Source organism: Massiliimicrobium timonense (assembly GCF_042850985.1).
GTDB lineage: Bacteria > Bacillota_I > Bacilli_A > Erysipelotrichales > Coprobacillaceae > Allocoprobacillus.
The window spans coordinates 2,331,980-2,352,284 of the sequence record NZ_AP031415.1; the positions used below are offsets into that span (position 1 = coordinate 2,331,980).

Below are 20,305 nucleotides of genomic sequence, written 5' to 3' on the forward strand. Positions count from 1 at the left end.
ACCTAAAGCCTAGAATTTCAAGAACTTTCTTACCGAAACAAAACTTCCAATTAAACCAACACCACAACCTAATGCAATCATGATACCAGCACATTGCCAAATAAATGGAAATGGTTCACGCATAGATACCATTGCTGGTAAAAAATCAGCTGCTCCACTATAAATCCAATTATATCCAAAATAAACAACCAGAATAGGAATAATAGCACCTAATAAACCAATAAAGACACCTTCTAGCATATATGGCAAACGAATGTACCAGTTACTAGCTCCTACCATACGCATAATACTGATTTCTGTCTGTCTTGATGTAATTGTAATTTTAATCGTATTAGCAATCATAAATAAAGCGACTACTGTTAAACCAACAACAAATACAGCTCCACCATTACGAATAGTTTCCAGACTATTCACTAAAGAATTCGTAGATGCCCCTCCAGAAGTGGCATCATTGACATGGTCTAAAGCACTAATCTTATCAGCCACAGTATCAATTTCCTTAGCATCTTTGACTTCTACAACATAAGCAGCTCCTAATGGATTATTTTCACGATAAGTTTCAAATAATTTCTTTCCATCTTCATCTTGCATTTCTATCATTTTATCCAATTCATTTTCCTTAGAAGAAAAAGTTGCTTTCTTGACACCATCAATCTTTTCAATCTCTGGTAAAATCTCTTGGGCTTCTTTATCACTAATTTCACGATCCATCTTAACATAAATCGTCAAACTATCTTCAATGCTGTAAGTCATATCTTGTACATTAATCGCAATCACACCAATGACTGCAATCAACAATAAAGTAATCGTTACAGCAAAAATAGAAGATGCAGACATCACACCATTACGCCAAATATTCTGAAATGCTGTTTTACAATGTTTTGGAAAGTTTTTTATACAACTAATGAAATCCATCAACATAACCTCCTGCACTTGTATCTGTTTTAATACATCCATCTTCAATCAAAATGGTTCTCTTTTTATGCTTTTGAACAATTTCTTTATCATGTGTCACAACTAAAATAGTTGTATGATTCACTTCATTAATTCTCTCTAATAATTCAATAATTTCATTTGAAGTATCAGGATCAAGGTTTCCTGTTGGTTCATCAGCAATCAAAACTTTAGGACTATTGACTATCGCTCTAGCAATAGCGACACGTTGTTGTTGACCACCAGATAATTCATGAGGAAAAGCATTGGCTTTATCTTCCAAACCAACTAATTCTAATGTTCTACGTACTTTTTTTCTAATTTGGACTTTAGGTGTATCTGTGACTTCCAATGTAAAAGCAACGTTTTCAAAAACAGTTTTCTTAGGTAATAATCTAAAGTTTTGAAAAACAACACCAATATTTCTTCTAAAATAAGGAACTTTTCTATCCTTAATCTTAGAAACATCCTGCCCTGCAACAATGACCTTTCCTGAACTGGCTTTTTCTTCACGATATAATAACTTAATAAATGTTGATTTTCCAGCTCCCGTAGGCCCTATAACATAAACAAATTCTCCTTCACCAATATCGACATTCATATTATTAACAGCTCTTACGCCGGTTTTATAAACTTTTGTTACATTTTCAAGTTTAATCATTCTATCACACTCCTCGACATATTATAACATATATTTTGATGAATAAAATGGGAAATAATGGTTTTCTTGTAAAATCATTATTATTCGTTTTTTTGTTTTTCTTTGTTTTCTTTTTCATTTTTTGTATAATAATATTAAAGAGGTGGTATACATGAGAAAATGTCCAAGATGTCATGATGAAATGAAAGAAAACTGTTATATTAAAGATACGGCTCAACCAATCAGTGATTTTACATTGATTGAAAAAAATGAAAATCTTAAGAAAAAAGAATATTCTCTTAAGGCTGCTTTATGTAAAAAATGTGGGTATGTTGAATTATATGTTGATGTGAAAGAGGATTAAGTCCTCTTTTTCTTTACTTTTTTATTTGTTTATACAAAAAAGCGTGTTATAATGCTTTCACGAAGGATGTGATGAGAATGTGTGGAATTGTTGGATTTGCGCCAACCAATGAAAATGCCAGTCAAATATTAAAAAAGATGATGAATCGTATTGCTCATAGAGGTCCTGATGGTGAAGGACAGTTTATTGATGATTATGTTGCTTTAGGTCATCGTCGTTTATCTATTATTGATTTAGCTGGTGGACAGCAACCCATGAAATCAAATAACTTAGTAATTGTTTTTAATGGGGAAATATATAATTATTTAGAATTAAAAAAAGATTTAGAAAATAAAGGACATGTCTTTTTAACACATAGTGATACGGAAGTTATTTTACATGGATTTCAAGAATATCGTTATGATGTTGTGAATTATTTAAGAGGAATGTTTGCTTTTGCATTGTATGATACAGATACACATGAATTATTCTGTGCCAGAGATCATTTTGGAATTAAGCCTTTCTATTATTATGATGATCCTCAACATTTCTTATTTGCCAGTGAAATTAAGGGATTTTTAGATCATCCAGATTTTCATAAAGAATTAAATACAGATGTTTTAGATATTTATTTAAAAATGAATTATGTGGCTGGCGAACAAACTTTCTTTAAAAATGTAAAACAATTATTACCTGGTCATTATCTTATCTATAAAAATCAATCAATTGAAATCAAACGCTATTATTCTATAGCTTTTAAAGATCAATATAAAACAGATCAGGAAATGATTCAAGCTATTGATCAGATTATGAAAGATTCTATCAAACATCATTTAATCGCTGATGTTGAAGTTGGTTCTTTTTTAAGTAGTGGAATTGATTCATCATATCTTGTTTCATTAGCTAGACCTCAACATACTTATACAGTCGGATACAACGATGAAAGATATAATGAAATTAATTATGCGAAAGATTTAACACAACAGTTAGGTATTGAAAACAAAAGCAAGATTATTACAAAAGAAGAATATTTAGAAGTCTTACCAAAAATTATGTATCATTTAGATGAACCTACAGCCGATCCTGCAGCTGTTGCTTTATACTTTGTCAGTCAACTTGCCAGTCAAGATGTCAAAGTTGTATTATCTGGTGAAGGAGCTGATGAATTCTTTGGTGGTTACAATACTTATAGAGGCGATATTGATAGTGGTATCTATGGTAAATTGCCATTCTTTATCAGACATGCAATCGCATCTCTTTGTAAGCATTTGCCTACTTTTAAGGGAGTTCCATTTTTAATTAGAAATGGTGAACGTATTGAAGATTATTATGTCGGTGTCAATCCTGTTTTCTCTGATAATGATTGTAAACATTTATTAAGAGATATAAGTCATTTACATAGTCATCAGGATATTGTTGGAAATGTTTTTGAAAATGTTAAAAAAGCCACAAATATTCAAAAAAGACAAGCTTTTGATTTACAGACATGGTTTATTAAAGATATTTTACAAAAAGGTGACAAAATGACAATGGCACACTCTATCGAAAGTCGTGTTCCTTTCACTGATAAAGAAGTTTTCCAAATTGCCAGTCAATTAAAAGATAATCAAAAAGTCACAAAGGAAAATACAAAAGTCTTATTAAGACAAGCCGCTAAAAAAGTCATCCCTAATGAAGCCTATAAGAAAAAGAAATTAGGTTTCCCTGTTCCATTACGTGAATGGATGCGTGAAGATGATCTTTATCAAAAAGTCTATGATGGTTTACAGACACCTATTATTAAACAGCTTTTTGATGATCAAAAATTACTTTCTATGTTAGAAGATCATAAAAATCATAAACATGACTATTATAAAAAAATATGGACTGTTTATTGTTTCTCATTATGGCATCAAGTATTCTTTGCTGAAGAATATAAGCACTAGATCCTAAGTCTAGTGTTTTTTTTGCTTTAAGAAATAATTGTAGATTCATCATCTTATATATAGTAAAATAAATAGTGAAAGCGAGGAATGACAATGACTTTATATGATCTTTATTTAGATAATCAAGTAGAAGGTTATCTAGTTTTTAAAACATTAGCCAAACAAAAAGTGATAGAAATGACTGATTATCAGTATCATAAGAAACTGAAAATATCTAAAGAGGACCTTCAACCAAAAGGAAGTTGCTTATCATTTCCATTACAAAATAACTTTGAAGATGTCATTCATATTCTTGAATCACATACAGGTGACTCAAAAATTATGAACCCTACTTTTCATACAAGTGTAAGAAGACCTGTTGAAATGTTTCATTTATACACGCGTATTCCGATGATCCTCTTTGGAACAACACAAACAAATCAATCTTTTATTATGAGAGATAATATTAGAAATTCACAGACTGTATTGGATATTTATTTTCAAAATGGTGAATCTTATTATTATATGGACAACCAAGTTTATGAACTCAAAGAAAAGAATTTATTTTCTAAATACTATAAAGATTTTGATTTAAACAAGCAAGACATGATGTAAACAAAAAAGGTATGGTTGAAATGAAACAAATAGATACATATTCCTATCAATGTGGAGTGATTGATTGTTTTAACGAAATGGTAAAAGCTGGTATGAAACATATAGCTTTAGCTCATCCCTGTACAACAAAAGAGAATAGAGATAGTTATATTCCTTTTGTCAATGCTATAACAAATAAATATCAGACACATTATTACTTAGATGATGATCCTTTAATTACTGATTTATTTCCTTATTCACTTAATCGTAACACTTATAATATTATCTTTTATAAAGAAAAGAAATATATAGAAGAATATATTACTTTAAAAGAACGTAAAAAACAATCTATTTTGAATCATCAATATCATCAATCAAGAATAGAAATTGCTTATGCTTTTGGTCATCTGTTAAGTTACTCTGATTCTATTATTGAACAATATATTCAAACAAACAATGAAAAGGAAGATGATGAAGGAGAGATATAAATACTTTAAAACACCCAATCATCATCTATATATTTTTAAGATAAGTAAGCAATCAAAAAAGAGATTTTTTAAATGACGATCATTTTTAAAATCTCTTTTTGTATATTCATTCATTTTTATATTTTAGAAACATACACTACATGCTGTATAGCCTTCATTTTTAGCCTCACTTAATGAAATATCAATTTGACTTTTTCTTAAATAACGGCAACCCGCACGATGATATTTATTACCAGTTTTTGTAATATAAACTGTTTCTCCCACATTAGTATTTGATGTTGTTTCATTCTTTGAAGAATGATGTGTTACATGATGCGATGTGGTTGATTTTTTTTGAGTAGATGGAACAGTAATATGACATGTTTGTGTATGACCATCAACACTAGCACTTATAGTTGCAGAACCTGATTTTAAGGCACAAATATGACCAGCTTCATCTACTGTAACAACATCTGGATTACTTGATGAATATGTAATAGCATGATGACTATTGGTTTTAAGCTCTAATGTTTGTGTTTCGTTTGGTTGTAAAGTTATTGAAGAATTTGAAGCTTGTAAAGTGACTTCTTCAATTATAACTGGTATGTCTATTGTTGATTGATTTTGATATTGATCTTTAACAATAGCTTTAGCTATATATTTACCGGGTGCATTATAATTCACCTCATCATCATTAATAATGATGTCACACTTTGATAAATCTTGTATAGATAAACATTTCTCATAATCAATAGTATGATTTTGTAAAGTTGATGCTGATTCTTGTAATTGCAACTGAGGAGCTGTTGTATCCTTAACTGAAATATGTAACGTTTCCTTTTTATCCCCTAGTTGAAAATCAACTGTATATTCTCCAACATTTAAAATATCCTTAAAATCACCTATATCTTGACTGCTGTATTCGATATTTTTAATATCACCATCTGTATCAATAAAATCATCAAAATTTTCTGGCAATGTTTCTCCATATTCCAAACTTAATGCATCTTTTACCAAATCAAAATCCTGTTTGTTTCCAAAAACAATTCCTATAACACATACAATAACAAACACACTTAAAATAGCTAAAATTATTCTCTTAATTAATTTTCCCATATCGTTTTTCCCTATCTTTCTTCAAAAATAGTTTTATCCCCTGTATGTAAATAATAACGATAATTTTCAATAATATCCTCTAATTCTTGATAAGTATTAATTTTGGATAAATGATTTTTAATAGCACTTGCAGATTTCAATCCTTTCATATACCAAGGTGCATGACCACGCATTTGTCTGATAGCATTCTTTTCTCCTTCAACTTTGAGTAACCTTTTCGCATGTGCAAGACATTGATCAAGTTTTTCATCAATCGTTGGTTCATCTAATAATATACCATGTTCAACATATTGAACCATCTGCTGGATAACCCAAGGATTCCCAAGTGCTGCTCTACCAACCATTACAGCGTCACACCCAGTTTCATCTAACATACGTTTTGCATCTTGTGCTGTTTTGACATCTCCATTACCAATAACTGGGATAGATACTGCTTCTTTGACTTGTCTTATATAATCCCAGTTAGCATGTCCTTCATACATTTGTGAACGTGTTCTCCCATGAACCGCAATCGCACTGGCTCCTGCTTTTTCAATCAGCTTGGCAATTTCAACACAATTAATAGAATCAAAATCATAGCCAATACGAATTTTTACTGTCACAGGTTTACTAACTGCTTCTACAACATTTTTTACAATATCAGAAACTAAATCTGGATACTGCAATAGGTAACTTCCTGCATGTGCTTTTAATACTTTTTGAACTGGACACCCCATATTAATATCAATAATATCACAGTTAGAGTGTTCATCTATAAACTTGGCAGCCTGTACCATTGAATCAACATCTCCACCAAAAATCTGTATACTGACAGGATGTTCATCTTCATCAATTGTCAACATCTCAATTGTCTTTTGATTACCATAACATAAAGCTTTATCGCTCACCATTTCACTTACAACTAGCCCTGCTCCAAACTCCTTAATAATTTTTCTAAAGGCAACATTAGTAATTCCTGCCATTGGAGCCATAATAATTCTATTTTTAATATCTACATTTCCAATTTTCATAATTTTCACCATAACACAATATAACATACTTTTTTGAAAATACAAAGATAAAAGCTTGATATATTATAAAACAAGGAGGCGATATAAAAACATAATTCTCATTTATAAAATAATATTTTTCCCTCTCCCATTTTTAATATTTTTTATGAAGATTCTTATAGGAATCTTCTTTTTTTATTATTATTGTAAAGTAAAATTAGCTTTTAAGTTGACAATAAACATAAACCCTGTTATTCTTATGCCTTGTTAGAGGAGGATGTATGTCGGAAAATATAAAATCAGTTTCACAAGTTTATAAAGTGCAAGATATTATCTATATAGGTCTGTTTGCAGCTTTCATTGCTATCTGTTCATGGATAACTATTCCTGCAACTGTTCCCTTTACTTTACAGACAATGGGTATTTTTATAACTGTTGGTTTACTTGGAGGCAAAAGAGCTACAATAGCTATATTTGTTTATATTTTATTAGGAATCATAGGCATCCCTGTCTTTGCGAGTTTTTCTAGTGGACTAGGAGCTATTCTAGGGACAAGTGGTGGGTATATTATCGGTTTTCTATTCTCTGCATTATTTATGTGGTTTATCGAAAGTGTATTTGGAAACCGTCATTTCATTTTTATCATTTCAATGCTTATTGGTTTATTGATTTGTTATAGTTTTGGCACATTCTGGTTTATGATGGTTTATACACAAACAACAGGACCAGTTGCATTATCAGTTGTTTTAGTATGGTGTGTCATTCCATTTATAATTCCTGATCTTATCAAAATTGCTCTTTCTTTTGTATGTGTGAACAGATTAAAAAAAATTATAAAAAAATGAATAATACTCAAAAATGAGTCAAACATATATACAGATAACTTACACTTTCCCCTCTATTTTTCCTCCCCATATAAAATAGATGTAAGTTATCGAAGTTATATTCCTAATATTGGTAAACCCCAAAAAAAGAAGGTACTTCCCCTTGTACCTTCTTTTTGTTTCTTATTAATTAAATTCATCTAACAACTCTTTAAGTTCATCTTCACTAAAACTATATTTTGAATTACAGAACTGACATGTCATTTCACAACCATGATCTTCATCAATCATAGCTTGAATTTCATCTTTTCCAACTGTCATCAATGCATTTTTCATTTTTTCCTTAGAACAGTCACATTCAAAAAATAAATCTTGACTATCTAAAATCTTCACATCTTCAAAAATCATCTGTAGTATTTCTTCTGGTGTATGTCCTTCATTTAATAATGCAGATACTGCTGGGAAATTTCTCATTTTTTCTTCAATATAAGAAATATCTTCATCACTCGCTTCTGGTAAAAGCTGAATAATAAAACCACCACTAGATAAAATCTCATTTGTCGTATCAACAAGAACACCTAATGATACAACCGAAGGAATCTGTTCAGAAACCATAAAATAATAAGAAAAATCTTCACCAATTTCACCTGTTTGAATAGGCACAGTTCCAACAAATGGTTCTTTTAATCCCATATCTTTAATAACCTGCAAAGTCCCTTGATTCCCTACTGCAAGTCCCACACCTAGCTTTCCAGTATCTTCATAAGTGTAATGAACATGTGGATTTCCAACAAATGCCTTAATTTTCCCATCACTGTTTGTACAAGCCATAATTGTTCCGATATTTCCTCCACCATTCATTGTGACAGTCATTTTTTCATGATTTTTATTCATGGCTGCCAACATAAAAGTTGCTGACATAAAACGTCCTAACGTAGCTGAAGCCGTTGGCCACAAATCATGTTTTTGTCTTGCCACTTCCAATAATTGTTTTGTTGTACATGCAAAGACACGACAGTTCTTTGATTCTACTATTCCTCTGACTAAATAATCTTTCATTTTAACCTCCAAATGCAAAATAACTGATTAAAGGTATCACCATACAAGCAATAATAATGATAACCAGTAATTTACTCATTGTACTTCTTTTCATGATTTTCTCCTCTTACAAAAATAAGCACATAAGTGCTTATTTCATTTCATCTAATAAATCATCATCTAAATTAACAGGATCTTTCTTCTCCTCAACTGGAGGCATCTGTTGATGATCATCATGATTATCTTCACCGTTATCTAAAACTAACATATGTCCTGTATTATATAATGATTCAATTTGTTCATTATTTAATGTTTCATGTTCTAATAATGCATCAGCAATCGTAATCAATTTATCTTTTTGTTCATTGATAATTTGACGACATTGGTTATAACATTCATCAATAATCTTACGTACCTGCTGATCAATTTCATAGGCAATCTGTCCAGAATGTGTATTGCTTGTAGAAGAATAATCTCTACCTAAGAACACAGCATCATGTCCAGAATCATATTTAATAGGTCCCAGTTCAGACATTCCTAATTCAGTAACCATCATTCTTGCGATACGTGTAGCCTGTTCAATATCGTTATGAGCTCCTGAAGAAACATCACCAAAGAAAATTTCTTCAGCAACACGTCCACCCATAAATCCAGTAATACTTGCCATTAACTGTGATTTTGTCTGGAAGTATGTTTCTTCTTTAGGTGTCATTAAATTATAACCACCAGCTTGACCTCTTGGAATAATTGTGACTTTTTGAACTTTATTGGCATCTTCCAAAGTCAATCCAATAATCGCATGACCAGCTTCATGATAAGCTACCAATTTTCTTTCTTTTTCAGTATATTTACGTGATTTCTTAGCTGGTCCACCGATGACACGGTCAATCGCTTCATCCACATCATCTAAAGTAATACGTTTATGTCCTAAACGAACAGCTAACAATGCTGCTTCATTTAAAACATTCGCAAGTTCAGCACCAGAGAATCCCGGTGTACGTTGTGCAATGTTTTCAAAATTCACATCATCTGTAAATTTCTTATTACGTGCATGAACACGTAAGATTTCAGCTCTGGCTTTTTTATCTGGATTAGCCACTTGAATTTGTCTATCGAAACGTCCCGGACGAAGCAATGCAGGGTCTAAGACATCAGCACGGTTTGTAGCCGCTAAAATGATAATTCCTTCATTACCACTAAATCCATCCATTTCAACAAGCAACTGGTTCAATGTCTGTTCACGTTCATCGTGTCCACCACCGACACCTGTTCCTCTTTGACGTCCAACTGCATCAATTTCATCAATAAAGATAATACATGGTGCATTCTGTTTTGCTTTCTTGAACATATCACGCACACGTCCAGCACCAACACCAACAAACATTTCTACGAATTCTGAACCAGAAATAGAGTAGAAAGGCACGTTGGCTTCGCCAGCCACTGCTCTTGCCAGTAATGTTTTTCCTGTACCCGGTGGCCCTACAAGTAAGACACCTCGAGGAATTTTTGCACCCATATTTGCAAATTTCTTAGGATTCTTTAAGAAATCTACTAATTCTTTTAATTCTTCTTTTTCTTCATCTGCTCCAGCAACATCTGTAAATCTTGTCTTGCTGTCTTTTTCTAATTTTGCACGAGAATTTCCAAAATCGAAGGCTTTGGCATTGGCTCCACCGCCACCTCCAATACTTCTCATGACAAAGAACATCACACCAATCAATAAAATATATGGTAGTAAGCTAAGCAATGTATCTACCAGCATATTTTCACTCTTGGCATCTCTAATTTGCACTGTGATTCCTTTATCTTCCATTAATTGAATTAAAGAATCTAACTCCTGATCTGTTTGAGGAACATTTGTTTTAAATGTGTAATTAACCTCTTTACCTTCTTCTGTTTTTGTATATTGTCCTTCAACACTTGTCACATAGATTCCCGGCATCACTGACATTTCAGTCACTTTTTCTTCTTCAAGAATCTGTGTAAATTGTGTATAATTGACTTCATTTGTTCTTCCCATATTAAGCAAAGGAACAAGTGAACTCAATAAAATAATGACAAGAATCCAAGGCAATATAGCCTTCATTAAACTTTTATTCTTATTATTCATACAATCTCCTTTTCACTACTGATAACATTCTTCTTTTAAAATACCTACATAAGGCAATTGACGATATTTTTCATTAAAATCCAATCCATATCCAATCACAAAAGCATTTGGAATTTCAAATCCAACATATTTAGCCTCAATTGGATAAGTACGACCTTCTTTTTTATCAAGCATTGTTACAATTTCTACTGATGTTGCTCCACGTTCTTCAAGCATCGCTTTGACAGTCGTTAAAGTTTTTCCTGTATCTAAAATATCTTCAACAAGTAAAATATCTTTTCCTTTGACATCCTGATCCAAATCTTTTTTGATTGTAATCGTACGAGATTCAACACCTTCATAACTGCTGACATCCATATAATCAAAAGTTACATCTATTTCTATATATTTAGATAACTCTGCCAAAAAAGGAACTGATCCTTTTAATAAACCCACTAAAATCACTTCTTTATCATGATAATCATGATTAATCATTGTCGCTAATTCCTGACATTTTTCAGCAATTTGTTGTTGTGTATATAAAATTTCTTTAACATCTTTATGCATACTTCTCCACTCCTTATAATAAGCCTCTCTATTTTATCACAAATACATTTGGTTTTGTAGTCAAATAATCAATGTTTTTTGCAATATGTGGAACCAATACAATCGTTCCTTCACGATTGACTACAATTGGCCATGTTTTTCTTTTTAAAGCAGGAATTTTCGCATTGATAAATAGACGTGAAACTTTTTTAGTCCCTGAAGAAGTCATAATGCTGTCGCCTTCTTTCATCGTACGGATGGTAATAGGGTAATCTTCTGGAGATAGAAAAACCCCTTCATTGATATGTCCACTATCTAATAAATGGAAATATTCACAGCCAAAAGGCATATATTCTCGAAATTCATAACTATAACCTTTTGTTTTATCTTTATCAATGATGTAGATATTATCGTATTCTTTTATGAACAGATAATTAACTGGTAGATTCATTTGAATATTTGGTTTGACACTATCTATCTGATGTCTGATTTCTTGAATCAAAGCATAAGAAATCAATTGTGTTGGCATCACATCACGTAGAATTAAATAAAGAAAGATTTCTCTTAACGCTTTAGGAATATAATAATAATATATGATACCATCTGTTTTATATTGTTGGTAATAAGGTTCAACTTTAAACTCTAATTCTTTGATTCTTTGATTATGTTGTTTGGCTTTTTGAATCAGTTCTTCTTTTTGTTTTAAAGTATACTGATTTAAGATAGTATTACGCACACGATCTCTTTCAAAATCAGTTTCAAAATTGGTATAATCATCATGATAAGGGATATTTCTTTCTTGACATCTTTTTAAAATATCTTGTTTATATAAACACATTAAAGGCCTGATAATACGCATATTTTGAACATGTGTTTCCTGTTTAATCCCTAAGTAGTGAACTGTATTATGATGCGATAACTGCATATAAATCGTTTCTATATGATCATCTAAATGATGTCCTAAAATCACACCATCCACTTGATACAAATCATAAATTTCTTTATAGAAATTATATCTTAATGTTCTTGCCTGATTTTGAAAATTGCCCTGATGATAATCTTGTGAATGATATTCTTTATAGTAAAAAGGAATCCCATAAGTGGCACAATAATCACTGACCAGTTCATAATCGAGATAACTGTCATGACGAAAATTATAATTTACATGTGCCACTAATAAATGATAGCCTAGTTTTCTTAATGTATCTAAAAGATACATCGAATCACAACCTCCAGATACACCAATAATATAATATTTTGAACGATCCAATAATTCTAAATTCATGTTATCACTCCATGAAGACATTATATCAAAGAAATTCCAATTCCAAAACAAAAATCCCAATATTTTGGGATTATTGCTTACATAATTTTAAAACCATAATTGTCATGTCATCATTTCGTTGTTCATCATTCGCTAAAGACATCAATAAATGAGCAATATCCTTAGGATGATCATCACCAATCAAATATTCATTTTCTTTCAAGAACTCATAAAAATGTCCAGAAAAACCATCACTCACCATAAAAATTATATCATTCTCTTTTAAAGTCTGTTTTTGAATCACTGTTTCTAAAGGAGAAACAATTCCCATTGGTAAGGTCTTTGATTCTACTTCTAGAATTTCATGATTTCTTAAAATATACGTTGGACAAGCCCCATATTTAATAAAAGTTGTCATTCCACTCACCAGATTAATTTCCATCATATCCATGGTTGTAAACATATCATTACGATTCTTTATTTTCAATAAAGCATTAACCGATTGAATTGTATCATCTAATGATATACCATTCATGATCAATTGTTTCATCACATCCAGTGTCAACTTTGAATCATCACTGGCTTTTTGTCCTTGACCCATACCATCACTTAAAGCAAAATAATCATTTTCATTCATTGAAAACATCATATAACTATCCCCACAGGCAATACTTTCTTTGGCACATTGACAAACTCCATATTGAACAAAATAACGTGTATGATGTTTTAATACTAAATATGTATAACCTAACTGATGCATCGGGGTTTTCATAATTTCTACATCCAATGTTTCATTTAAATATGATTCTAAAATAGGAATAAATTCATTTTCAATTTCTTCTCTTGTGATATCATAAATACCTATTTCCAGATAATAAACAGATTGTGATTCATAATATTTTTTTAAATGAGCTAACTGAAAATGATAACCTTCCATATGTTCATAAATATGTTTTTCTTCAATATGTCCTATTTCCAACTGATGAGAGAATTGATGAAAAACATGATTCAATAAAGAAAACTGATGATACAAATCATTTTTCATAGCTTTATATTCTTCTTGAACTCTTTGAATTTTACGATAATCTTTACGATATTGATTCACTAAATTTAAATATTTTTCTGGATTTAAACAATATTGATAAATAAAATCTTCGTCTGTTTCACTATAATGTTCTTTTAAACCTTTGTTCATGAGTTTAACCAAACGATGTGGACCATATTTTTTATGAAAACAAGTTGTCTGACTAGAACAATTCTGGCACATATCCTCATAGATATAACCAATATATTCTAAAGAACGATTAGGTGCTGGTGCTCTTGTAAATAAAGCAGTCATTTGTTCAAATAAACGACAAAAAGAATCAACCTGTTTAGATAGCTGTTGTTTAAAAGTCATTTCCTGATAGCTTGAAGAAAGCACTGTCTGATCATGGCGAATAGGTAAAATCAAAAATATAAGTCCACTCACCACAACAATGAAACCATGATAAGTATATTGAAATTCAAGAAAGAAAGGTAAGATAAGATGTGATACAAAATATAAAGAAACAATGGTTGCTTTTTTATGACAGGGAATCATATAGAAAAAGAACAATGGTAATAAAAAAGATAAGATATCATCTTTGTAACTTAAATTCATCAACAACATCAACATAGAGCCATAAAATAATCCCGGTAATAAATCATCCAAACATTCATGATAGATCATAATCAATATAAAGATACGAATCAAAATCATTGTTGATATATGTGAATAAGGTAATAACCCCATTGTACATATCAAAATAATGACAGTTAAGGATTTCATTCGTTCATGTGTCAACAAATCTGATTCACCATGCATTAATAAAGGAGTCAATGATGTAAAAATAAGGGTATTGATATAAGTAAGGATTGTCAACAATAAAGTAGAAAGCAAATCTATTTGAACATAAGCATAATAAATACCCCCAATAAGTGTTAAAAGATAAGGCACATAGCGTGATTTCATAGATTGAAATAATAAACAGAATTCTAAAATAAGAAACGCTATACCACTAATGAAAAGCAATTCATAAGGAACCTGTAAAACAATGACACCTATCAATATCCCTATAAAATAACTCAATAAAGCAGGATACCCACACATAAAACACACATAAAAAAAAGGGAGTGTAAATAATAATGATGTTGAATAAACATCAACAATAGACATTAGAAAAGATATAAGCGTTATATAAAAGACGAATTGATATTTGATTTTTTTAACACGACTTGGATTGATAATCAGTTCCATTTTTTCCACCTCTAGACTCATTATAGAGGTTTTCATTTAAATTATTTGTCATATTTTCAAGTTCTTGACATAAAAAAACCAATAGTCTTTCAACCACTGGTTTCATTAAAAACGAAAATAAAATAAAACACCCTGTTTTGTATTTTGCACTCCATATTCAAAATGATGCAACTCTAAAATAGCTTTACATATTGCCAGTCCCAGACCTGTTCCACCTTCATTTCTTGCTTTATCTACTTTGTGGAAAGATAACCATATTTTTTCTATATCTTCTTCTGGAATATAAGCGCCTGTATTTTCTACAGAAAAACGATGTTCATCTAAATGAATAATGACTTTTTCTCCTGATTCACTATGATGCAAAGCATTTCCAATAAAGTTTGTGATGACCATTCCAATCTTAAATGGATCTGCTTCAACAATACTAGAATCCAAATCTGTAATTAACTGAACATGACGATTTTCAAATAAACAAGCCATTGATTCTAATGTTTCATCAACAATATCTAATAAATCCACTTCTTCCATATCCAATGTCATATTTTGTGATTCTAGCTTTGATAAATCCAGCATCGCTAAAACGAGTTCATTAATACGTTTGGTTTCATTTTGAATGATTTCAATATATTCATTACGTTTTTTCTCATCTTTTTCTAATTCTACCATCTCACTAAAACCATTAATAATACCTAAAGGTGTTTTAATCTCATGTGTAAAGTTAGAAACAAACTCTTTTCTAACAACTTCTAATTGTTGAACTCTATCAATCTCTTGATGTAAATCATTAATTGTTTTTTCAAGCTCTTTACTCATTCTATCAACACCTCTTGCCAGATCCCCTAATTCATCATGACGAGATGTATCAATAGGATAATCAAATTGTTTACGTGAAATACGCCATGCTGCCAGTTCTAATTGCTTAATCGGTCTAACAATCATATACGCAACTACAAAACACATCACAATGATTAAAATAAAAGCCAATATATATGTAGAAGAATTATCATACATAAACTGTTTAAAAGAATCCATAGGTAAATTATTATATTCCTGTGTTACAAAAATATAACCAATTGTCGCATCATCAACAGTTATTTCTTCATCTTCCATTTCTGATGCAGTGTTCCAATCTTCTAAACGCATCATAATCGTTGAATAATATTTCCCATTATATTCATACGGACTCATTAAATAATATTGTGTATAATCATAGACGGATGTATTAAACTCTTTTCCAGAATCTTTAAACTTCTGAAATTCTCTTTTGATTTTTTGTTGAAGTCCTTTAAAGGCATCGTGATAATCTGTTAATAATGCTTTTTGATTTAATTGTGATGACATAGATAATGTATCAGCAGAATAAGGAAACACAAGTTCCATCTTGGCACTCATATAAGAACTGGCAACACCTTCTAAATGAGTGATTTCCCCACTCACCTGTCGTTCAACAATCGTTTGATCGTTGATTGTGATTGTCTTAAAATCTAAATCGCGCATCTCATCATCATACTGATTATAGTATCCAACATGTACATCAATAGATATTTCAAGTTCTGTATTTTGATTTTGTAAAATCAGTTTTTCTACTTTATCTAAATCATTTTGACTCAATGATGAAAAATCAACACTTGTTGCATAATTGGTTCCATTTTTATTTATAATTAATGATAATGTTGGACCATCAACCCCATCTCTTGACATATCTAGTATTTGCCCATTTTTATCAACCAGACATTTAATTTTTGTTAAATCTCCTGAAAGAGCATGACGGTATAATCTTGAAAACTGTTTAGATGACAAATCCACCTTATTAACAGCTATTTTTTCCAGATAATTTTTCGCAAATTTATCTAAATTACGAATCGTAATCTCAGCATCTGTTTCTACTGTATTTTTAATATAACGTTCTATTCCTAAACGAATTTCATTCCCTAATACAGCCATAAAAGCCAATAAAATAATACAGGCAATTTTAATAATTAAACTAAAGTTTAATTTTTTCATACTGACTCCTTCACATCAAACATATAACCAATCTTGACCACTGTTTGAATATAAGGGGCTGCCTCTTTTAATTTCTTTCTTAACTTTTTGACATATGTATCCACAATTCTCTGATCACCATAATAATCATAACCCCAGATATGATCTAACAGCTGATCTCGTGATAAAATCTTACGTTTATTATCTATAAAATAAATAAGCATCTGATATTCTTTATGTGACAGAGCTGTTTGTTGTCCATCTACAAATACTTCATGCGTATCATCATTAATACGCAGAATGCCTTCTTCAATCATGGTTTCATGTTGCTCATCTTTTTTAAAACGTTTTAATAACGCATTACACTTGGCATATAATAATGAAGGTGTAAAAGGTTTAGAAATAAAATCATCAGCTCCTAAATCATATCCTTTTAATTTATTATCATCATCACTCAATGCACTAATAAATAAAATCGGTATATCATTTTTTTGTCTGACTTGTTTACAAACTTCATAACCATCAATACCAGGCATCATAATATCTAATAAAATTAAATCAAAACTTTCATCCAATAATGATAAACCTTCATATCCATCACTAGCTTCTATGACTTCTTCACCCTGTTTTTGAAAATATTCCACAATAAACTGACGAATCAGTTTTTCATCTTCTATCAATAATACTTTCATGTCTATTCACCCCACTTATAATCATTATACAATAATCATATGGAAAAAATATGAAAAAGCCTTCATTTTTTTATGAAAGCTTTATAAATATTTCATATAACCTACATCATGATAGAAATAAGATTCTTCAAACTGTTGAAATTGTAATTTCTTTAATAAGTGAATAGATCGTTGATTATCCTTATAAACATAACAAATGACTTTTTGAAAATGATATGTTTCTTTCATATATTGGCAAAAAGCCTCAACAATCTCACTTCCATAGCCCTTAGACCAATAAACACTATCCAATGTATAACCTAAAACAAAAACTTTTTCATTAACAACATCTACAAACAAATCACCAATCATGATATCATTGTCTTTTAAAATAACAGCCAAATGATAATTTGTTTTCGGTAGATAAAAAGAAGTGAACTTTAAACATTGTTGAATACGTTTTGTTGCATCTTTTATAGAATACTTTTTCCATGACTGATAATGAGCAACTTCTTTTTTTGAACGATATTCACTCATACGCACAGCATCTGTCAATTGCAGACATCTTAAATATAATCTAGGAGTTTCTAATATCTTTTCCATAAACTTAACTCAAATGATAATAAATAAACAACATACGATCTTTTCCATTGATATCTTTTATAATCTCATAAGGAATGTCTGGAAAATAATGTTCTACTGCTTCACACATGATTTCTCTTTGATCAAAACCCATTTCAAAAGCCAATAAAGCACGATCTTTTAAAACTTGTCTAACGTCTTGAAAGATTTTGCGATAAAAATATAACCCATCATTTCCCCCAAACAATGCCACATGTGGTTCATTATCCTTGACCACACTTTCAATATCCTGATCTTGTGGAATATAGGGAGGATTAGATACAAATATATCAAACTTCTGTTGCTGTTCAATCAGTGGCTGTAACATATCTCCCTGATAAAAAGTCACATCAGCATTTAATTCCTTAGCGTTTTCTTTCGCTACTTCTAGTGCCTTTTCACTAATATCCGTTGCGACAATCTTAAGCTTTGGTTCTTCTAACGCTAAAGTAATCGCAATCGCCCCCGAACCTGTTCCAACATCACATAAATCAATAGATGAATAATCATCAAAATAATCATCAATTTTATAAAGAATATTTTCTACCAGTTCTTCTGTTTCATAACGTGGTATCAAAACATTTTCATTAACAATAAAATCTCTAGAGAAAAAGTTTTCTTTTCCATTAATATATTGAATAGGTTCCCCATTCATATATCTTTGCATACCATCCTGAAACTGTTTTAATAATTCTTCATCAACTTCTTCATCCATCATTAAATACAATTGATGTGGTTCCATGTTTGCTAAATGATAAAACAACACTTTTGCGACATTACAATCCTTATCTTTTTCATCTAACATCGCTTCACTTTGACGAATCAAATCTCTTAAAATCATTGTTGTTCTCCTAATAATTTTAATCTTTGATCCTCATTAATTAATGCTTCAATAATATCATCCAGTTTTCCTTCCATGATACGATCTAACTGTTGAATTGTTAATCCAATACGGTGATCAGTGACACGATTTTGTGGATAGTTATAGGTTCTGATCTTTTCGCTACGATCTCCAGTTCCAATCTTACTACGACGTTCACTACCAATAGCTTCTTCCTGTTCACGTAATTTCATTTCATATAATTTTGTACGCATTGCACGCATTGCTTTATCTCTGTTGTCATGCTGACTACGTCCATCCTGTGAAGTTGTCACAACACCTGTTGGAATATGTGTAATACGTACTGCTGAATCTGTTTTATTAATATGCTGTCCTCCTGCACCTGATGCACGATATGTGTCAATTCTTAAATCAGATGGATTTAATTCAAAATCAACTTCTTCTGCTTCAGGCATCACAAGCACAGTCGCTGTAGAAGTATGCACACGTCCCTGTGTTTCTGTCTTTGGTACACGTTGTACACGATGTGAACCAGATTCAAACTTCAATTTTGAATAAACACCTTCCCCTTTAATCATAAAGGAAATCAAAGAATAGCCCCCAGCTTCACTATCCTGTGCTTCCAAAACTTCAATCTTCCATCCCTGTGACTCTGCATATTTCACATACATTCTATACAAGTCACCAGCAAAGATATTTCCTTCATCTCCACCAGCAGCTCCACGAATTTCAACAATAACATTTTTATTATCATTTGGATCTTTAGGAATTAATTCTAAATGAAGTTTTTCTTCTAATCGAGGTTTCTTTTCTTCTAATTCACTTAATTCCAGTTCAGCCATTTCCTTAATTTCTGGATCACTTTCTTTAAGTAATTCTTTGGCTTCTTCAATTCCATCTAAAACCTTTTTATATTCTTGATATAACTGATAAGCATTTTCCAGACTTGCCTGTTCCTTAGAGGCTTCTGTCATCTTTTGAACATCATTTGCAATGCTTGGATCCATTAATATTTCATTTAATTCTTCATATCTTCTTGCGATTGTTTCCAATCTTTCCATCATATTATTCATACTCTAACCTCCAAACCGTTACCATTATAATATAAACATTCAAAATAAGCAAAATAATCTTGTCATAATCTTTGTTTTTTCATTGACACAG

19 protein-coding genes are annotated in these 20,305 nt (G+C 30.9%); 5 read left to right on the forward strand and 14 right to left on the reverse strand.

What is annotated here, in order from left to right; genetic code table 11:
* Window positions 1-9 precede the first annotated feature (9 nt).
* Window positions 10-915: a permease-like cell division protein FtsX gene (ftsX, locus tag ACGHJ8_RS12215; protein ID WP_390540599.1), complete on the reverse strand. Its 906-nt coding sequence runs from the start codon at window positions 913-915 to the stop codon at window positions 10-12.
* Window positions 902-1,594 carry a cell division ATP-binding protein FtsE gene (ftsE, locus tag ACGHJ8_RS12220; RefSeq protein ID WP_390540601.1) on the reverse strand — a complete coding sequence of 231 codons (693 nt, stop codon included), beginning with the start codon at window positions 1,592-1,594 and terminating at the stop codon, window positions 902-904. The genes ftsX and ftsE overlap by 14 nt, the downstream gene beginning before the upstream one ends.
* A gap of 151 nt (window positions 1,595-1,745) precedes the next feature.
* Between ftsE and ACGHJ8_RS12225 the strand changes: the two genes are divergently transcribed.
* From ACGHJ8_RS12225 to ACGHJ8_RS12240, 4 genes are all read left to right on the forward strand, one after another.
* Window positions 1,746-1,937, forward strand: a complete 192-nt coding sequence (locus tag ACGHJ8_RS12225; RefSeq protein WP_087358325.1) for a hypothetical protein — start codon at window positions 1,746-1,748, stop codon at window positions 1,935-1,937.
* Window positions 1,938-2,014: 77 nt separating this feature from the next.
* Window positions 2,015-3,841 (forward strand): asparagine synthase (glutamine-hydrolyzing), encoded by a 1,827-nt coding sequence (gene asnB, locus ACGHJ8_RS12230; protein ID WP_087358324.1) that lies wholly within the window; start codon window positions 2,015-2,017, stop codon window positions 3,839-3,841.
* Window positions 3,842-3,934: 93 nt separating this feature from the next.
* Window positions 3,935-4,435 carry a hypothetical protein gene (locus ACGHJ8_RS12235; RefSeq protein WP_087358322.1) on the forward strand — a complete coding sequence of 167 codons (501 nt, stop codon included), beginning with the start codon at window positions 3,935-3,937 and terminating at the stop codon, window positions 4,433-4,435.
* Between the two features lie 20 nt (window positions 4,436-4,455).
* The gene (locus ACGHJ8_RS12240) at window positions 4,456-4,902 is read left to right on the forward strand and encodes a hypothetical protein (protein WP_087358320.1); all 447 of its coding nucleotides are present in this window, start codon (window positions 4,456-4,458) and stop codon (window positions 4,900-4,902) included.
* Window positions 4,903-5,025: 123 nt separating this feature from the next.
* Here ACGHJ8_RS12240 and ACGHJ8_RS12245 read toward each other — a convergent pair whose 3' ends face one another.
* Both ACGHJ8_RS12245 and dusB read right to left on the reverse strand, forming a co-directional pair.
* Window positions 5,026-5,997 (reverse strand): Ig domain-containing protein, encoded by a 972-nt coding sequence (locus ACGHJ8_RS12245; protein ID WP_390540604.1) that lies wholly within the window; start codon window positions 5,995-5,997, stop codon window positions 5,026-5,028.
* A gap of 11 nt (window positions 5,998-6,008) precedes the next feature.
* A complete protein-coding gene (gene dusB / locus ACGHJ8_RS12250) occupies window positions 6,009-7,007 on the reverse strand; it encodes a tRNA dihydrouridine synthase DusB (protein WP_205090230.1) in 999 nt (332 codons plus the stop codon).
* A 260-nt stretch (window positions 7,008-7,267) separates the two neighbouring features.
* Here dusB and ACGHJ8_RS12255 point away from each other — a divergent pair, with 260 nt between their 5' ends.
* Window positions 7,268-7,831, forward strand: coding sequence for a biotin transporter BioY (locus ACGHJ8_RS12255; protein ID WP_390540606.1), 564 nt, complete (start codon window positions 7,268-7,270; stop codon window positions 7,829-7,831).
* Between the two features lie 165 nt (window positions 7,832-7,996).
* Here the strand turns inward: ACGHJ8_RS12255 and hslO are convergent, their stop codons facing one another.
* The 10 genes from hslO to prfA form a co-directional block, all read right to left on the reverse strand.
* On the reverse strand, window positions 7,997-8,869 hold the full coding sequence (hslO, locus tag ACGHJ8_RS12260; protein ID WP_390540608.1) for an Hsp33 family molecular chaperone HslO: 873 nt from the start codon (window positions 8,867-8,869) through the stop codon (window positions 7,997-7,999).
* A 130-nt stretch (window positions 8,870-8,999) separates the two neighbouring features.
* Window positions 9,000-10,958, reverse strand: a complete 1,959-nt coding sequence (gene ftsH / locus ACGHJ8_RS12265) for an ATP-dependent zinc metalloprotease FtsH (RefSeq protein ID WP_087358303.1) — start codon at window positions 10,956-10,958, stop codon at window positions 9,000-9,002.
* 15 nt (window positions 10,959-10,973) lie between these two features.
* Window positions 10,974-11,504 (reverse strand): hypoxanthine phosphoribosyltransferase, encoded by a 531-nt coding sequence (gene hpt, locus ACGHJ8_RS12270; protein WP_205090218.1) that lies wholly within the window; start codon window positions 11,502-11,504, stop codon window positions 10,974-10,976.
* A gap of 28 nt (window positions 11,505-11,532) precedes the next feature.
* A complete protein-coding gene (tilS, locus tag ACGHJ8_RS12275) occupies window positions 11,533-12,768 on the reverse strand; it encodes a tRNA lysidine(34) synthetase TilS (protein WP_211963043.1) in 1,236 nt (411 codons plus the stop codon).
* Window positions 12,769-12,838: 70 nt separating this feature from the next.
* A complete protein-coding gene (locus tag ACGHJ8_RS12280; protein ID WP_390540611.1) occupies window positions 12,839-15,025 on the reverse strand; it encodes a SpoIIE family protein phosphatase in 2,187 nt (728 codons plus the stop codon).
* 105 nt (window positions 15,026-15,130) lie between these two features.
* The gene (locus ACGHJ8_RS12285) at window positions 15,131-17,029 is read right to left on the reverse strand and encodes an ATP-binding protein (RefSeq protein ID WP_390540612.1); all 1,899 of its coding nucleotides are present in this window, start codon (window positions 17,027-17,029) and stop codon (window positions 15,131-15,133) included.
* Window positions 17,026-17,700: a response regulator transcription factor gene (locus ACGHJ8_RS12290; protein ID WP_087358294.1), complete on the reverse strand. Its 675-nt coding sequence runs from the start codon at window positions 17,698-17,700 to the stop codon at window positions 17,026-17,028. The genes ACGHJ8_RS12285 and ACGHJ8_RS12290 overlap by 4 nt, the downstream gene beginning before the upstream one ends.
* An 81-nt stretch (window positions 17,701-17,781) precedes the next feature.
* Window positions 17,782-18,282 carry a GNAT family N-acetyltransferase gene (locus ACGHJ8_RS12295; protein ID WP_390540615.1) on the reverse strand — a complete coding sequence of 167 codons (501 nt, stop codon included), beginning with the start codon at window positions 18,280-18,282 and terminating at the stop codon, window positions 17,782-17,784.
* 4 nt (window positions 18,283-18,286) lie between these two features.
* On the reverse strand, window positions 18,287-19,141 hold the full coding sequence (gene prmC, locus ACGHJ8_RS12300; RefSeq protein WP_390540618.1) for a peptide chain release factor N(5)-glutamine methyltransferase: 855 nt from the start codon (window positions 19,139-19,141) through the stop codon (window positions 18,287-18,289).
* The gene (prfA, locus tag ACGHJ8_RS12305; protein ID WP_390540620.1) at window positions 19,138-20,214 is read right to left on the reverse strand and encodes a peptide chain release factor 1; all 1,077 of its coding nucleotides are present in this window, start codon (window positions 20,212-20,214) and stop codon (window positions 19,138-19,140) included. Before prfA ends, prmC begins: the two co-directional genes overlap by 4 nt.
* Window positions 20,215-20,305 lie beyond the last annotated feature (91 nt).

Coding starts and splice junctions, on each gene's coding strand:
- ACGHJ8_RS12240 (WP_087358320.1), top strand. CDS start 4,456: ATGAAACAAATAGATACATATTCCTATCAATGTGGAGTGATTGATTGT.
- ftsX (WP_390540599.1), bottom strand. CDS start 915: ATGGATTTCATTAGTTGTATAAAAAACTTTCCAAAACATTGTAAAACA.
- ACGHJ8_RS12295 (WP_390540615.1), bottom strand. CDS start 18,282: ATGGAAAAGATATTAGAAACTCCTAGATTATATTTAAGATGTCTGCAA.
- dusB (WP_205090230.1), bottom strand. CDS start 7,007: ATGAAAATTGGAAATGTAGATATTAAAAATAGAATTATTATGGCTCCA.
- ACGHJ8_RS12285 (WP_390540612.1), bottom strand. CDS start 17,029: ATGAAAAAATTAAACTTTAGTTTAATTATTAAAATTGCCTGTATTATT.
- prmC (WP_390540618.1), bottom strand. CDS start 19,141: ATGATTTTAAGAGATTTGATTCGTCAAAGTGAAGCGATGTTAGATGAA.
- ftsH (WP_087358303.1), bottom strand. CDS start 10,958: ATGAATAATAAGAATAAAAGTTTAATGAAGGCTATATTGCCTTGGATT.
- ACGHJ8_RS12225 (WP_087358325.1), top strand. CDS start 1,746: ATGAGAAAATGTCCAAGATGTCATGATGAAATGAAAGAAAACTGTTAT.
- hpt (WP_205090218.1), bottom strand. CDS start 11,504: ATGCATAAAGATGTTAAAGAAATTTTATATACACAACAACAAATTGCT.
- tilS (WP_211963043.1), bottom strand. CDS start 12,768: ATGAATTTAGAATTATTGGATCGTTCAAAATATTATATTATTGGTGTA.
- prfA (WP_390540620.1), bottom strand. CDS start 20,214: ATGAATAATATGATGGAAAGATTGGAAACAATCGCAAGAAGATATGAA.
- hslO (WP_390540608.1), bottom strand. CDS start 8,869: ATGAAAGATTATTTAGTCAGAGGAATAGTAGAATCAAAGAACTGTCGT.
- ACGHJ8_RS12280 (WP_390540611.1), bottom strand. CDS start 15,025: ATGGAACTGATTATCAATCCAAGTCGTGTTAAAAAAATCAAATATCAA.
- asnB (WP_087358324.1), top strand. CDS start 2,015: ATGTGTGGAATTGTTGGATTTGCGCCAACCAATGAAAATGCCAGTCAA.
- ACGHJ8_RS12235 (WP_087358322.1), top strand. CDS start 3,935: ATGACTTTATATGATCTTTATTTAGATAATCAAGTAGAAGGTTATCTA.
- ACGHJ8_RS12290 (WP_087358294.1), bottom strand. CDS start 17,700: ATGAAAGTATTATTGATAGAAGATGAAAAACTGATTCGTCAGTTTATT.
- ACGHJ8_RS12255 (WP_390540606.1), top strand. CDS start 7,268: ATGTCGGAAAATATAAAATCAGTTTCACAAGTTTATAAAGTGCAAGAT.
- ftsE (WP_390540601.1), bottom strand. CDS start 1,594: ATGATTAAACTTGAAAATGTAACAAAAGTTTATAAAACCGGCGTAAGA.
- ACGHJ8_RS12245 (WP_390540604.1), bottom strand. CDS start 5,997: ATGGGAAAATTAATTAAGAGAATAATTTTAGCTATTTTAAGTGTGTTT.